We start from the raw sequence: 13,776 nt of genomic DNA on the forward strand, positions 1-13,776 counted from the left end.
CTCCGCGGGGTCTGCGCCCCGCCCACGCAATAGTTGAATTCGTCTTAGCAGGGAGTCGCCGCGCCTTTGCGGGCGTACCACCACCAGGTCACCACGATGCAGCTCAGGTAGAAGCCGACGAACATGTAGAAGGCCATCTCCGGGCCGCCCGTCAGGGCCATCGAAGTGCCGAAGGATTTGGGGATGAAGAAGGCTCCGAAGGCGCCCATCGCCGAGCTGAAGCCCAGCACCGCGGCCGATTCCTTGCCGGCATTCTTCAGGGCCTGCTCGCGCTGCTCGGGCTTTTTGCCCAGGGCGGCTTTCTCATGCAGGGTGCGGAAGATCACCGGGATCATGCGGAAGGTCGAACCGTTGCCCACGCCGGTGGTGATGAACAGCAACATGAACATGCCGAGGAAGCCGTAGAAGCTGCCGCCCTCGCCGCCCTCAGGCAGAAAGTGCAAGACGCCGAACACCATCACGATCATCAACACGAAGTTCCACAGGGTGACTTTCGCACCGCCGAGCTTGTCCGCCAGCCAGCCGCCCAGCGGCCGCACCAAGGCACCTACCAGCGGGCCGAGGAAGGCGAATTTCAGGGCGATGACTTCCGGGAACGAGGTCTTGATCAACAGCGGAAACGCGGCGGAGAAACCGATGAAGGAGCCGAAGGTCGCCAGGTAGAGCCAGCACATCAGCCAGTTGTGCTTGCGCTTGAAGATCACCGCCTGTTCGCTGAACGAAGCCCGGGCGCTGGACAGGTCGTTCATGCCGAACCAGGCAATCAGGGTCACAGCGAGGATGAACGGCACCCAGATGAAACCGGCGTTCTGCAACCACAGCGAGCTGCCATCGGCCAGCACTTGGGGTTGGCCGCCCATGAAGCCGAACACACCGAAGGAAATCACCAGCGGCACGCTGAACTGCATCACCGACACACCCAGGTTACCCAGCCCGGCGTTCAGGCCCAGGGCGGTGCCCTGTTGGGATTTCGGGTAGAAGAAGCTGATGTTGGACATGCTCGAGGCGAAGTTGCCGCCACCGAAACCGCAGAGCAATGCGATCAGCACGAACACGCTATAAGGCGTGGCCGAATCCTGCACGGCGAAGCCCATCCACAAGGCCGGTATCAGCAACGACGCGGTGCTCAGCGCGGTCCAGCGGCGGCCACCGAAGATCGGCACCATGAACGAGTAGAAGATGCGCAAGGTCGCGCCAGACAGCCCCGGCAGCGCCGCCAGCCAGAACAGCTGGTCGGTGCTGAAGCTGAAGCCGATGGCGTTCAGGCGCACGATCACCGTGCTCCAGACCATCCACACGGCGAAGGCCAACAGCAGCGCCGGGATGGAGATCCACAGGTTGCGCCGGGCGGTCTGTTTGCCGCTGCGGCCCCAGAAGGCCGGGTCTTCCGGGCGCCAGTCATGAATGACCGGGCCCTTTTCAGGCGTTTGCAGAACGGACATGTTCTTCTCCTTGGGCAATGCTGGAAAACGGGGATTGGCTGGCCGGCGGTTGTTTACCCATCAGCGGGCGCTTGCGCACCTCGCTCAGGTACATCCAGATCAACGAGACCCAGACCACGCCGTACAGCAACATGAAGCAGGACGAGCGCACGCCGGTGAGGTCCACCAGGGCGCCAAACATGATCGGCAGCACGAAACCACCCAGACCGCCGGCCAGGCCGACGATGCCGGACACCGCGCCCATGTTCTGCGGGTAGTCGTTGGCGATGTATTTGAAGACCGAGGCCTTGCCGAACGCGAAGGCGATGCCCATCACGAACAGCAGCACGGTGAACAGCGTGGCGTTGAGGCCGATGTGGAAATCGACGATGCCGTTGACGGTTTGCACTTGCAGCTGAGTTTGCGGATAGGACAGCAGGAACAGGCAGATCCAGCTCACCCACAGCACCCACCAGGTCACGCTCTGGGCGCCCCAACGGTCGGACATCCAGCCGCCGACGGCCCGCAGCACGCCACCGGGCAGGGAGAAACACGCCGCCAGCAGCGCCGCGCTTTGCAGGCTGAAGCCGTATTCCTGCACGTAGTACTTGGTCATCCACAACGCCAGGGCCACGTAGCCGCCGAACACGATCGAGTAGTACTGGCAGTAGCGCCACACCGCAGGATCTTTCAGTGACTTGAGTTGCTCACGCAGCGTGGCGCCGCCGGCACTGCGATGTTCTTTCTTCTCGGCGGTGAGAAACCAGAACAGCAGCGCGGTGATGAACAGGATCGCGCTGAACACCTTCGGCACCAGGTGCCAGGTGCCGAAGGCGATCAGCGCCGGGGCGAGAAACTTGGTCACCGCCGCACCGGCATTGCCGGCGCCGAACACGCCCATGGCAAAACCCTGGTTCTGCTTATCGAACCATTTGGCGACGTAGGCGATGCCCACCGAGAACGAGCCGCCGGCCAGGCCGACGAACAGGCCCAGCACCAGGAACTGCCAATAGGCCGTGGCGAGGGTGATCAGGTACAGCGGCAACACGCAGGCGAGCATCAGCAGGAAGAACACGATCCGTCCGCCAAAGCGGTCGGTCAGAAGCCCCAGGGGCAAACGTACCAGAGAACCGGTGAGTACCGGCGTGGCGGCCAACAGGCCAAATTGGGTTTCGTTGAGGGCCAGCAATTCCTTGATCGGAACGCCGAGCACGGCAAACATCATCCAGACCATGAAGCACACGGTGAAGGCCAGGGTACTCATCCCTAGTACCAGCCCTTGTTGCACTTGTGCTCGCATCACGAGGCACTCCGTCAGTTCGATGAGCGCAGCCTAGTGATACGAACCCTGCGAAAACTTGACCTGGGTCAACGTGCCCCGGAGCGGTACAGGCCTATGCTTGGCCCGTCTACCTCCAAGGAGGTAGTCCTGGATATCGATGAAACCCTTTGTTTATCAATATCTTGATGACGTTGGCCGAGGCTTTTATGGAAACGGAACGGCCGACAACTCTTTAGAGGTAGTGCGCCCAGGATCGGCTGCTACACCCCCAGGTCCAGGGCGCCCGCTATGCTCGCTTCAACGTTTTGCCCCGCAGGCCCGCGTCAATGATGCGTTGGCTGCGCAGTTCCCTGCCCGCTCGCGCCGGGCTGGCGGTGATCCTGATCGCCATCCTGGCCCTGGCCAGTTCCTTGAGCGCCGGCTTGATCGCCTGGTTCAGCCAGGGCGACGCTGCCGCCATCAACACCGCCGGTTCCGTGCGCATGGAAACCTACCACCTGAGCTGGAAACTGGCGGCGGGGGCCAACGACGACATCCCGGCGATCATCGCCAGCCTGCAACAACGCCTCGACAGCCCGGCCCTGCGCGCCGTGCTGGAAGACGGGCCGGAAACTTCCCTGCACAAGAGCTATCGCGACCTCATGCAGCGTTGGAACCAGACGTTGCGTCCGGCCATCGAACGTGGCGATTCAGCGTTTTTCCAAAGCAGCGCCAGCTCTTTCGTTGAGCAATTGGACCAGTTCGTCACCCTGCTGCAACGCCAGAGCGAACACAAACAAGGCTGGCAGCAGGCGATCCAGGGCATCGCACTGTTCAGCACCATGATCATCCTGCTGATCGGCCTGTATGAATTGCAGTACGGCGTGGTCACGCCCTTGCAGGAACTGGTGGACGCCACCCAGCGCTTTCGTCGTGGCGAATTCCACGTACGGGTCAACCATCAGTCCGAGGACGAACTGGGCCAGTTGGCGACCAGTTTCAACACCATGGCCGAGACCATCGAGCAGTCCCACCGCACCCTGGAAGCCCAGGTGCAACAAAAGACCCTGAACCTGCAACAGGCCAATGCCGCCCTCGAATTGCTCTACCAGAGCAGTCGCAGCCTGGCGACGCGCCAGGCCAATGCCGAAGGCCTGGATGAGTTGATCCGGCGCTTCCAGCAGCGCCTGCCGGGGTTGCGCCTGACGTTGTGCCTGCAAGGGCAATTGCAGGCCCCGGCCAAGCACCTGCTGGCCTTGCACGGCGCCGCCAGCCGCCAGGTTTGCGCCAGCAGCGATTGCGCCAGTTGCCACAAACACAACGCCGCGCGCCCACAGGCCTTCAGCATCAGCAACCAGGGCACCGAACTGGGTGAGCTCAAGGCGCATTTCGTCGATGGTCACGCGGCGCAACCCTGGGAAACCGCGTTGATCCAGGCCCTGGCCAACCTGATCGGCACCTCGCTGTCCCTCAAGCGCCAGCGCGAACAGGACCATCGCCTGCTGCTGCTCGACGAGCGCACGATCATCGCCCGGGAGCTGCACGACTCACTGGCCCAGGCCTTGTCGTACATGAAGCTGCAAGTCAGCCGCATGCAGACCCTGATGCGTCGCGGCGAACCGGTGCAGACCCTGGAGACTGTCACCGGCGAGCTGCGCGAGGGGCTGAACAACGCTTATCGGCAATTGCGCGAGCTGCTCACCACCTTCCGCCTGCAGATCCGTGATGACGGCCTGGTCCAGGAACTCAAGGACACCGCCGAGGAATTTTCCAACCGCGGGGATTTCCAGGTGCACCTGTTCATCGACACCCTGGCCTTCGAGCTGTCGGCCAGCGAACAGATCCACATCCTGCAGATCACCCGCGAGGCCCTGTCCAACTGCCTGCGCCATGCCCATGCCGAAAACGCCTGGCTCGAACTGCGCCAGGAAGGCGAGACCGTGCGGTTGTCGATCGAAGACGATGGCCGTGGTTTCAGTGGCGAGGTCGACCAGCGCGAGCACCATGGCCTGAACATCATGAACGAACGGGCCCGCAGCCTGCACGGCCAACTGCAGATTCATTCACGCACACCCCAGGGCACCCGTATCCAGGTGCATTTCCAACCGGAATTCCTGGGCCACCCCACCGAAGGCCTCGCGACATGAACGCCCCCCTGCGCCACACCCTGCTCCTGGTCGACGATCACCCGATGATGCGTCGCGGGATCCGCCAGATGCTTGAGCTCGAAGACGATTTGCACATCGTCGGCGAAGCCAGCCACGGCGAAGAAGCCCTGACCCTGATCGAACCGCTCCAGCCCGACCTGGTGCTACTGGACAACAACATGCCGCAGATGAACGGCATCGAGACCCTGCGCCGCCTGCGCGCCATGCACTACACCGGCAAGGTGCTGCTGTTCACCGTGTCCGATGCCGAGGATGACATCCGCGATGCCCTGCGCCTGGACGCCAACGGCTACCTGCTCAAGGACATGGAACCGGAGTTACTGATCCAGTACATCCGCGACGCCCTCAACGGCGCCCTGGTGATCAGCCCCGGCCTGACCCGCGTCATGGCCCAGGCCCTGCGCTCGCCACCGCGCCAGGCCGATGTGGAACTGACCGAACGCGAACGCCAGGTCCTCAAGACCATCGCCGGCGGCTACAGCAACAAGGTCATCGGCCACAAGCTGGGTATCACCGAAGGCACGGTCAAGGTCCATGTGAAGAACCTGCTGCACAAGCTCGGCTTGCGTTCGCGGGTGGAAGCGGCGGTGTGGGCAATGGAGCATTTGCGCGGGGCGGGCTGAGCCCCCTGGAACCCATGAATTAACACACAGCCCGTGGCGAGGGAGCTTGCTCCCGCTGGGCTGCGCAGCAGCCCCTGGTTCAGCCGCTGAGGTGGATCAGGTCGATCGCATTCAGCCTTTTTGGGGCTGCTACGCAGCCCAGCGGGAGCAAGCTCCCTCGCCACGGGATTTGCGCCAGCAATCAGATCCCATCCCTCTTCCGAGGTAGGCCTGCCGAGGCATAGGCCGACTGCGAGTTGGGCTCTACCATGACGGCACGCGGAGGTACGCCATGCTGACCCACCCTTCCATCGTTTTACTGTTGCGTCGTCATCACCTGTTCAGCCAATTGCCGGAGCGGGTATTCGAGGATGTCTGCAACCTGGCCGTGCTCAAGCGCCTGGCCTGCAACAGCACACTCATGCACCAGGGCGATCCGGCCAAGCGATTTTTCTTGCTGGTCAGTGGCCAGATCAAGCTGTTCCGGGTCACCGGCGAGGGCCAGGAAAACCTGGTGGAAATCATCCAGCCCGGGCAGACCTTCGCCGAGGCCCTGCTGTTCAGCCAGGCCCGTTGCTACCCGGTCAGCGCGTCGGCGATCAAGGACAGTGTGCTGGTGAGTATCGAGGGCACGCATTATCGCAAGGCCCTGGAGGACCAGCCCAAGGTCTGCCTGGCGATTCTGGCGAGCATGAGTATTCATTTGCACCAGCGGCTCAAGGATATCGATAACTTGACCTTGGCCAGTGCCAGTCGGCGGGTGATCAATTTCCTGTTGCAGGAGCGGGATCCAAGGGATGGCCAGGTGGTGTTGCAGGTGTCGAAGCGGCTGGTGGCTTCCAAGCTGGGGATCCAGCCGGAGACGTTTTCGCGGATTCTTCATCGGTTGGTGGATGGGGGCTTGATTGCTATGGAGCGGCGGCAGATTCGTATCTTGTCCGAAGGTGATTTGGAGGCTTATCAGCAGTAAGCTTGGTGTGTATATCCGTTTCTCCCGGTCGTACACCCATCAACATCTGTGGGAGTAAAGCTTGCTCGCGATAGCGGCGGCTCAGTCAATGAAGATGTTGGATGTGCCGGCCCCTTCGCGAGCAAGCTCGCTCCCACAGGGGTTCTGTGTTGGATATGAATTCTTGGGCCACTGAAGACCGAATGTGGGAGCAAAGCTTGCTCGCGATAGCGGTGGTTCAGTCAGTGAAGAGGTTGGATGTGCCGGCCTCTTCGCGAGCAAGCTCGCTCCCACAGGGGCTCTGTGTTGGATATAAATTCTGGGGCCACTGAAGACCGAATGTGGGAGCGAGCTTGCTCGCGATAGCGGTGGTTCAGTCAATGAAGATGTTGGATGTGCCGGCCTCTTCGCGAACACCCCGCCCACCCCGACAATGCAGGACATCTCAGCCAGCCCCGCCCGATCCAGCCGCAGCGCAACGGTATTGGCCAGTTGCGCCACATTGGAGCAACCGGAACACGAATACACCAAGGGAAGCGCGTTCGAAGCTTTCATCAGACCGCCGCCAACCCCTTCCCCGCCCTTTCCAGATTGCGCCAAAGCCACGGCGGCAACACCTCCGGATCAAGACTGTCGATCAAGTTCTTCAACGCCAGCCCCAACTCGGTGTCCCCCTCGATCACCAACCGACGACGAAAGAACAACGTGTCCGGATCCTCCTGACGGCTGGCCAGCAACAGGAACTCGCGCCAGTTGCCGCTGATGGTGACCTGGGCCTCGGCCCGTTCGGCGATGCGCAATCCATCCCGGGCCAGGGTCAGGTACCAGCACAACTTCAGGTCAGGAACCCGCAGGCACAACCAGCGACCACGCAGTACCTCGAAACCACCTTCGCGCAACGGCTCGGCCAGGCAGCGATTGAGTGCCTGCTGCAACGCCAGTCGCTGCACCACGAACGGCACCTTGCCCACCAACGGCAGCAAGCGATCGGCACCTTTGAGCCCCCACTTCTTCGGACTCAGCACAGGCCCGCCTCCTCTACCTTCAACATGCCGGCATGACCATGCCAGTAACCATTGCATCCTTCCACGAACAACGGCGGTGCTTCGCCCTGGCGAACCTTGTCGAAAGCGGTGACCACTTCGGCCATGCCTTGGGCCCGCGGGCTCAGGCGCAGGACGTCGGCACCACAAGCCTGCAGCGCGGTGTAATCGGCCAGCAGGTTCGTGACCTCGCCGGACATCGTCTGGATACCGTTGAGGGTGAACAACTGTTGGCCTTCCTGGCTGCTCAACGCCAGGCCGTCGGGGTAGTTGATGCAGCAGAACTGGCAGTCGTCCTTGGGCCGGTTCTCGGCCCGGGCGGTAAAGCAGCGCGCCGAGTACGCCAAGGGCAGATTCCCATAGGAAAAAATCTCCACTTCGGGCACTTCGCGGTCCATGTCCCGCACTTGCTCCAGCACGTCGCCGATCAGCGCCGCCGAGCACTCCACGGGCGGCACCCAGCGGATCATGCCGCTGTCGAGCAATTGCCCCAGGGCGTGGCCGTTGTACAAGTTCAGCGCCGGGCCGCCAACGAAAGGCAGCTTGCGTTCGGCCATGAACTGCACCGCGCCCATGTCGTTGGCTTCCACCAACAATTGGCCGTTGTCACACAGGCGTCGCAGCGAAGAAAGCTCCGAGGCCGCTTCGATCAGCGTCAGGCTCGACAACACAATCTGTGCCTGGCTGCACGCCTGCAGCTCGCGCGCCAACCCCAGCCACTGATCCAGGGAGAACGCCCGGCGTTTCGAACACACGGTTTCCCCCAGGTAAATCACGTCCAGCGGCAATGCCGACATCTCGGCATAGAAATTCCCCAGTTGCGCTTTGTCCCAGTAAAACAGGACCGGTCCCAGGCTGAGTTTCATCTGGCCTCCCCTCATTGCCATGATCGATGGTAGGCACCCAGGGTGGTCTGGCTGCCTTCGGACAAACCGGCCAACACCTGGCGCCATTCTTCCCGCACGCGGAACCGTTGCGGCGCGGCCTGGTGGGCATCCAGTGCGGCGCGCCAGACCCGGGTCACTTGCTCGACGTAGGCCGGGCTGCGTTGGCGGCCTTCGATCTTCACCGCTTCGACGCCGATGGCCGTCAGTTCCGGCAGCAGGTCGAGGGTGTCGAGGCTGGTGGGTTCTTCCAAGGCGTGGAAACGCTTGCCGCCGACCAGGAAGCGGCCTTTGCACAGGGTCGGATAACCGGCCGGTTCTTCAGGGGTGTAGCGGTCGATCAGCACTTCGCTCAAGCGCGCGCTCAAGCCTTGGGCGTCTTCGCTCCAGCGTACGGCCTTGGCGGGCGAACAGACGCCGCACAGGTTCGGCGATTCGCCGGTGATGTAGGAAGACAAATGACAACGGCCCTCGGCCATGATGCACAGGCTGCCGAAACCGAAGACTTCAATCGGCACTGGGCTGCCCGCCGCCACCTGCCGCACCTGGGCCAGGGACAGCACCCGCGGCAGTACCGCGCGGCGGATGTCATAGCGCTGGGCGTAAAAAGCCAGGGCGGCTGCGTGTGTGGCCGAGCCTTGTACGGAAAGGTGCAGCGCCAACCGAGGATGGCGCTGGCTGGCGTAGCTGAGCACGCCGGGATCGGCGGCGATCAGGGCATCCACGCCGAAATCGGCGGCACGATCCACGGCCCGTTGCCAGCGCTCCCAGCCCTTGGGTTGCGGGTAGGTATTGACCGCCACGTAGAGTTTGCGTTGGTGCTGGCGGATATGTGCGACGGCCGCGTCGAACTGTTTGTCGTCCATGTTCAGCCCGGCGAAATGCCGGGCATTGGTGTCATCGCGAAAGCCGACATAGACGGCATCGGCGCCTTGGCGCACCGCCGCTTTGAGGGCAGGCAGATTCCCTGCCGGGCAAACCAGTTGCATGGGGCAACCTCGTGAGAAAACTAAGGGCGCCGCCAGTCTAGCCAGCCAGCCGGCGGCGACCTTGACGGCAATCAATTGCCGTCAATGCATCAGGCTCGCGAACGGCAGATACAGCACCCGGTCGTGCTTGTGCACCAGCGCCTCACGCTCGACCACAGCCAAGCCATCGGCCCAACAGGCGGCGGTCAGCATCGCTGAACTTTGCTGGGGATGCAGTTCGACACACAACTGGCCGTCGGTGCCTGCAACCAATCGGGCTCGCAGGTATTGCCGGCGCCGGTTGCGCTTGAGCCAGTCGAACCCGGCCGGTACCTGCAAGGGCACCGGTAGGACATCGTCCATGCCCTGGGCCCGGAACAGGAACGGCCGCACGACGATCAGCGCGGTAATCAACGCCGCCGACGGGTTGCCCGGCAGCCCGATCCAAGGCTTGCCTTCCACATCGCCAAAGGCCAGGGGCTTGCCCGGCTGGATCGCCAGGCGCCAGAGGTCAATGCTGCCCAAGGTTTCGATAGCGTGCTTGAGGTGATCCTCCTCGCCCACCGAGACACCACCCGAGGTGATCAGTACATCGCATTCGGCAGCGGCCAGGCGCAAAGCCTGTCGACTGGCCAATAACTGGTCGGGCATGACCCCGAAGTCGTGCACCTCGACCCCCCAACCGCGCAACAGGGCGGCGAGGCTGTGGCGATTGCTGTTGTAGATCTGTCCTGGCGCCAGTGGCTCGCCCGGTTCGCGCAGCTCATCGCCGCTGCTGAGCAAGCCCACTTGCAGGGGGCGAAAAACGTCCACCTGGCCGACGCCGGCACCGGCGAGCAACCCCAACTCCTGGGCGCGCAAGCGCGTGCCGGCTTCAAGCAGCCGGTCGCCTCGACGCAGTTCCTCGCCTTCCTTGCGAACATGGTCGCCGCCATTGACCGACGGCAACCAGACTCGCTCGCCATCGACGCGACAGCTTTCCTGTGGCACCACCGTGTCGGCGCCCGGTGGCAGCGGCGCGCCGGTAAAAATCCGCACGGCCTGCCCGGCCTGCAACGCTTCACCCGGCTGGTCACCGGCGGCGATGCGCCCGGCCAACAGCAGGTGGCCGCCCTCCACCGGCAGGTCGGCGGCTCGCAGGGCATAGCCGTCCATCGCGCTGTTGTCCCAGGCCGGCAGGTTCATCGGGCAGATAATGTCAGCAGCCAGCACACGCGCCAGGGCCTGGTCTAGGGCGACCCGTTGCACGGGCGGTGGCGGCGGCGCCTGGTCGAGCAGATGCCGGATCGCTTCATCCACCGGCATCAGCACGCCGCTGTCGCACACCCGGCCGCTCACGAGCGCGTCTCGCACGCCGTCGGAGCGATGCCGCCCTGGGGCTTGAGGTGCGGAGTGAAATTGCACGGGCCGGTGCGGCTGTCCAATTGCCCGGCGAGGATCTGCTCCCAACCGGTCCGACAAGCTCCCGGCGAACCTGGCAAGCAACACACCAACACACCGTTGCTCATGCCCGCCAAGGCGCGCGACTGCAGGGTGGACATGCCGATTTCCGCCAGCGACACCTGGCGGAACAGCTCGCCAAAACCGTCCACCTGTTTGTCCAGCAACGGTGCCACCGCCTGGGGCGTGTTGTCCCGCGGGGTGAAACCGGTGCCGCCGGTCATCAACACCACCTGGACCTTGGGGTCGGCGATCCATTGGGAGACCTGGGCGCGGATCTGGTAGATATCGTCCTTCACCAGCCCCCGGTCAATGAGCGCGTGCCCAGCGGTTTGCAGCAGGTCCGCCAGGGTCTGGCCCGAGGTGTCAGTGTCAAAGGTGCGGGTGTCGCTGATGGTGAGGACCGCGATGTTCAGCGGTTGAAAGTGGCGTTGCGTCAGATGGACCATGATCAGCCGTCCTGTCAGAAAAGATGGCCCAGCCTGAACCGCAATCGTTGCCGGGCCTATTCCTCCTTGGAGGTACCTCCCTTGCTGTAGGAGCTGTCGAGCGAAGCGAGGCTGCGATCTTTCCCGGGCCACTTGAGTTTCAAGCGAAAGATCAAAAGGTCGCAGCCTTGGGCAGCTCCTACAAAGGCACCTATTCAGGGTGCCAGGCGGTTGCGCTGCCAGGCGCCATCCTGCCGGCGGTAGTCGAGACGGTCATGCAAACGGTCGGCGCGGCCCTGCCAGAACTCCAGCCGCTGCGGTTGCAGGCGATAGCCGCCCCAATGCCCAGGGCGCCGCACAGGTTGCTCGGCGAAGCGTTGTTCGGTCTGGGCCAGCAAGGTTTCCAGCGCGGCCCGATCCGGCAATGGACGGCTTTGTGGCGACGCCCAGGCGCCCAGGCGACTGCCTACGGAACGGGATTCGAAATAGGCGTCCGACAGCGCCGGATCAAGCTTGTGGACCGGTCCTTCGATGCGTACTTGCCGTTCCAGCCCCGGCCAGAAAAACGTCATGGCGGCCCAGGGGTTGGCCGCCAGGTCCTGGCCCTTGAGGCTGTCGTAGTTGCCGAAAAACGAAAAGCCCTGGGCGTCGAACCCCTTGAGCAACAACACCCGGCAGTGAGGCCGGCCCTGGGCGTCCACCGTCGCCAGGGCCATGGCGTTGGCTTCCACGGGCGGACTTTCGGTATCGCGGGCCTGTTGCATCCAGAGCGCGAACAGGGCCAGGGGATCGTCTGGTGCCTGGGCTTCGTCCAGGCCATCGCGGGTGTACTGGCGGCGCATCTTGGCCAGGGAAAGAGGCATGAGGGGGATCTCCACTGTGGATTTGGGCCAGTGTGGATTCTGCGGCGTTGGGGGGCCTTGATCGTTGTCAATGCCGGTTCTTGTGGTGAGTTGAAGGGCGCTATCGCGAGCAAGCTCGCTCCCACAGGTGATCTGCTGTGTTCACAAGATCCCTGTGGGAGCGAGCTTGCTCGCGATGAAGGCAACCCGGTCTGACAGGTAAATGACTACTTAAGCCCCAACCGCCGCGCCAGTTTATGCAGGTTGCTCGGGTCAACCTCCAACAACCGAGCCGCCCCCGCCCAATTCTGCCCGCAGCGTTCCAAGGCCTTAAGGATCGCCTGGCGCTGGCAACCATCGACCGCCTCGCTCAAGGGCTGCACGGGCGCGTCCAACGCTTGCAGGGCCTGTTCCGGCAGCGCCTGTGCAGAGGCGCTGATGGCGTTGACATCCAGGTCCAGCACCTGCGGCTCCAGGGTCATGATCAGGCTGCGACTGGCGCCACGACTCAGTTGCTTCAACGCCGCGCGGCTGATGACATGCTCCAGCTCGCGCACATTGCCGGGCCAGCTGTACGCCAGCAACGCCTGTTCAGCCGCCGGTGACAGGCGCAAGCCGCGCAAGCCCAGGCGCGTGCGGTTCAGTTCGAGAAAGTGCCCGGCCAGCATCAACACATCGTGGCCGCGCTCACGCAGCGGCGGGATCGGCACCGGGTAGACCGAAAGCCGGTGGTACAGGTCGGCGCGAAACAGCCCATCGCGAATGCTGTCGGGCAAATGGCGGTTGGTGGCGGCGATGATCCGCACATCGACGTGCAACGGCTTGTCCGCACCCAGGCGCTGGATCTCGCCGTTCTGCAAGGTGCGCAGCAACTTGGCCTGCACGCTCAACGGCAACTCCCCGACCTCATCGAGAAACAGCGTGCCGCCATTGGCCGCATCGAAGCGTCCGGCGCGGTCGGTGGTCGCCCCGGAAAACGCGCCTTTGACGTGGCCGAACAACTCGCTTTCGGCCAGGGACTCGGGCAACGCCGCACAGTTGACCTGCACCAATGGCTTATGGCCGCGCCGGGACAGGCGATGCAGCCGCCGGGCGAACAACTCCTTGCCCACGCCAGTCTCACCCAGCAACAGCACCGGCAATTCGGAATCGGCCAGCACATCCAGCTCGTTGAGCAATTGCTGCAAGCCTTCGCTGCGCCCAAGGATCTCGCCCTCCTCGGCTGGCAGGCGCAGGTCGGCCGGATCGCTGCGCGATGCCCGCAGGCTACGGTTTTCCTGTTCGAGACGGGTGACGCGCACCGCCGCCTCGATCTGCAACGTACACCGCTTGAGTTCCTCCCGGGCGCGGCTGTCGAAGGTGCCGGCGTGCAGCGCATCCAGGGTGATCGCGCCCCAGAGCCGGCCTTCCACGTACAGGCTCACGCCCATGCAGTCATGCACCGGCAGCGGCTCGCCGACGTGGTGGTCGAGCAAGCCGTCATACGGATCGGGCAAACGGCTGTCCGGCTCGAACCAGGTGGGTTCGCGCGAGGCCATGATCGCCGCCAGGCGCGGATGTTGGGCGATCACGAAACGCCTGCCCAGCGCTTCGTGGACCAGGCCCACGGTAGCCACGGGCCTGAGGCTGTCGTCGTCCAGGCGCAGCAGCCCCACGGCGCCACTGTTGAAGTACTCGCGCAGGGTCTGCACCAGGCGCTGCAATCGCACCGCATTGGGCAGCTCGACGATCAGGTCGGCGGCCAGGCTTTCACGCAGCATGGTAGTGATG

Annotated in this window: 12 protein-coding genes and 1 pseudogene; 3 read left to right on the top strand and 10 right to left on the bottom strand. The window is 63.6% G+C overall.

The window, feature by feature from the left end; all coding sequences use genetic code 11:
* Window positions 1-44: 44 nt before the first annotated feature.
* Both J3P85_RS14770 and J3P85_RS14775 read right to left on the bottom strand, forming a co-directional pair.
* Window positions 45-1,442: a NarK family nitrate/nitrite MFS transporter gene (locus J3P85_RS14770; RefSeq protein WP_411384530.1), complete on the bottom strand. Its 1,398-nt coding sequence runs from the start codon at window positions 1,440-1,442 to the stop codon at window positions 45-47.
* Complete coding sequence (locus J3P85_RS14775) at window positions 1,420-2,721, bottom strand: MFS transporter (protein WP_434706376.1); 1,302 nt, start codon at window positions 2,719-2,721, stop codon at window positions 1,420-1,422. Before J3P85_RS14775 ends, J3P85_RS14770 begins: the two co-directional genes overlap by 23 nt.
* A gap of 308 nt (window positions 2,722-3,029) precedes the next feature.
* Between J3P85_RS14775 and J3P85_RS14780 the strand changes: the two genes are divergently transcribed.
* The 3 genes from J3P85_RS14780 to J3P85_RS14790 all read left to right on the top strand — a co-directional run bounded on the left by J3P85_RS14780 (window position 3,030) and on the right by J3P85_RS14790 (window position 6,422).
* A complete protein-coding gene (locus J3P85_RS14780; protein WP_434702142.1) occupies window positions 3,030-4,829 on the top strand; it encodes a HAMP domain-containing protein in 1,800 nt (599 codons plus the stop codon).
* Window positions 4,826-5,473 (top strand): two-component system response regulator NarL, encoded by a 648-nt coding sequence (gene narL / locus J3P85_RS14785; protein WP_434702143.1) that lies wholly within the window; start codon window positions 4,826-4,828, stop codon window positions 5,471-5,473. Before J3P85_RS14780 ends, narL begins: the two co-directional genes overlap by 4 nt.
* A gap of 271 nt (window positions 5,474-5,744) precedes the next feature.
* A complete protein-coding gene (locus tag J3P85_RS14790) occupies window positions 5,745-6,422 on the top strand; it encodes a Crp/Fnr family transcriptional regulator (RefSeq protein ID WP_186705779.1) in 678 nt (225 codons plus the stop codon).
* A 396-nt stretch (window positions 6,423-6,818) separates the two neighbouring features.
* Here J3P85_RS14790 and J3P85_RS14795 read toward each other — a convergent pair.
* The 8 genes and pseudogenes from J3P85_RS14795 to norR all read right to left on the bottom strand — a co-directional run.
* Window positions 6,819-6,956, bottom strand: a pseudogene (locus J3P85_RS14795) (putative zinc-binding protein); the annotation flags it as partial.
* Entirely contained in the window at window positions 6,956-7,426 is a 471-nt protein-coding gene (ubiT, locus tag J3P85_RS14800; protein WP_434702144.1) for a ubiquinone anaerobic biosynthesis accessory factor UbiT, read from the bottom strand. The gene ubiT and the pseudogene J3P85_RS14795, both read right to left, overlap by 1 nt.
* Window positions 7,420-8,310 carry a U32 family peptidase gene (locus J3P85_RS14805; protein WP_434702145.1) on the bottom strand — a complete coding sequence of 297 codons (891 nt, stop codon included), beginning with the start codon at window positions 8,308-8,310 and terminating at the stop codon, window positions 7,420-7,422. Before J3P85_RS14805 ends, ubiT begins: the two co-directional genes overlap by 7 nt.
* Before the next feature lie 11 nt (window positions 8,311-8,321).
* Window positions 8,322-9,317, bottom strand: a complete 996-nt coding sequence (gene ubiU, locus J3P85_RS14810) for a ubiquinone anaerobic biosynthesis protein UbiU (protein WP_053119545.1) — start codon at window positions 9,315-9,317, stop codon at window positions 8,322-8,324.
* An 81-nt stretch (window positions 9,318-9,398) separates the two neighbouring features.
* Window positions 9,399-10,634 carry a molybdopterin molybdotransferase MoeA gene (locus tag J3P85_RS14815; RefSeq protein ID WP_434702147.1) on the bottom strand — a complete coding sequence of 412 codons (1,236 nt, stop codon included), beginning with the start codon at window positions 10,632-10,634 and terminating at the stop codon, window positions 9,399-9,401.
* Window positions 10,631-11,185 (bottom strand): molybdenum cofactor biosynthesis protein B, encoded by a 555-nt coding sequence (gene moaB, locus J3P85_RS14820; RefSeq protein ID WP_434702148.1) that lies wholly within the window; start codon window positions 11,183-11,185, stop codon window positions 10,631-10,633. Before moaB ends, J3P85_RS14815 begins: the two co-directional genes overlap by 4 nt.
* A 194-nt stretch (window positions 11,186-11,379) precedes the next feature.
* Window positions 11,380-12,027, bottom strand: coding sequence for a pyridoxamine 5'-phosphate oxidase (gene pdxH, locus J3P85_RS14825; protein WP_434702149.1), 648 nt, complete (start codon window positions 12,025-12,027; stop codon window positions 11,380-11,382).
* A gap of 206 nt (window positions 12,028-12,233) precedes the next feature.
* Window positions 12,234-13,766, bottom strand: coding sequence for a nitric oxide reductase transcriptional regulator NorR (gene norR / locus J3P85_RS14830; RefSeq protein ID WP_434702150.1), 1,533 nt, complete (start codon window positions 13,764-13,766; stop codon window positions 12,234-12,236).
* Between the last annotated feature and the right edge of the window lie 10 nt (window positions 13,767-13,776).

It is taken from the genome of Pseudomonas sp. Z1-12 (assembly GCF_051132015.1).
GTDB classification, from domain to species: Bacteria; Pseudomonadota; Gammaproteobacteria; order Pseudomonadales; family Pseudomonadaceae; genus Aquipseudomonas; species Aquipseudomonas zanjanensis.

Excerpts from the sequence above, each read along its gene's own strand:
- J3P85_RS14780 (WP_434702142.1), top strand. The coding sequence starts at position 3,030 with ATGATGCGTTGGCTGCGCAGTTCCCTGCCCGCTCGCGCCGGGCTGGCG.
- ubiU (WP_053119545.1), bottom strand. The coding sequence starts at position 9,317 with ATGCAACTGGTTTGCCCGGCAGGGAATCTGCCTGCCCTCAAAGCGGCG.
- J3P85_RS14770 (WP_411384530.1), bottom strand. The coding sequence starts at position 1,442 with ATGTCCGTTCTGCAAACGCCTGAAAAGGGCCCGGTCATTCATGACTGG.
- J3P85_RS14805 (WP_434702145.1), bottom strand. The coding sequence starts at position 8,310 with ATGAAACTCAGCCTGGGACCGGTCCTGTTTTACTGGGACAAAGCGCAA.
- narL (WP_434702143.1), top strand. The coding sequence starts at position 4,826 with ATGAACGCCCCCCTGCGCCACACCCTGCTCCTGGTCGACGATCACCCG.
- J3P85_RS14775 (WP_434706376.1), bottom strand. The coding sequence starts at position 2,721 with ATGCGAGCACAAGTGCAACAAGGGCTGGTACTAGGGATGAGTACCCTG.
- moaB (WP_434702148.1), bottom strand. The coding sequence starts at position 11,185 with ATGGTCCATCTGACGCAACGCCACTTTCAACCGCTGAACATCGCGGTC.
- J3P85_RS14790 (WP_186705779.1), top strand. The coding sequence starts at position 5,745 with ATGCTGACCCACCCTTCCATCGTTTTACTGTTGCGTCGTCATCACCTG.
- norR (WP_434702150.1), bottom strand. The coding sequence starts at position 13,766 with ATGCTGCGTGAAAGCCTGGCCGCCGACCTGATCGTCGAGCTGCCCAAT.
- pdxH (WP_434702149.1), bottom strand. The coding sequence starts at position 12,027 with ATGCCTCTTTCCCTGGCCAAGATGCGCCGCCAGTACACCCGCGATGGC.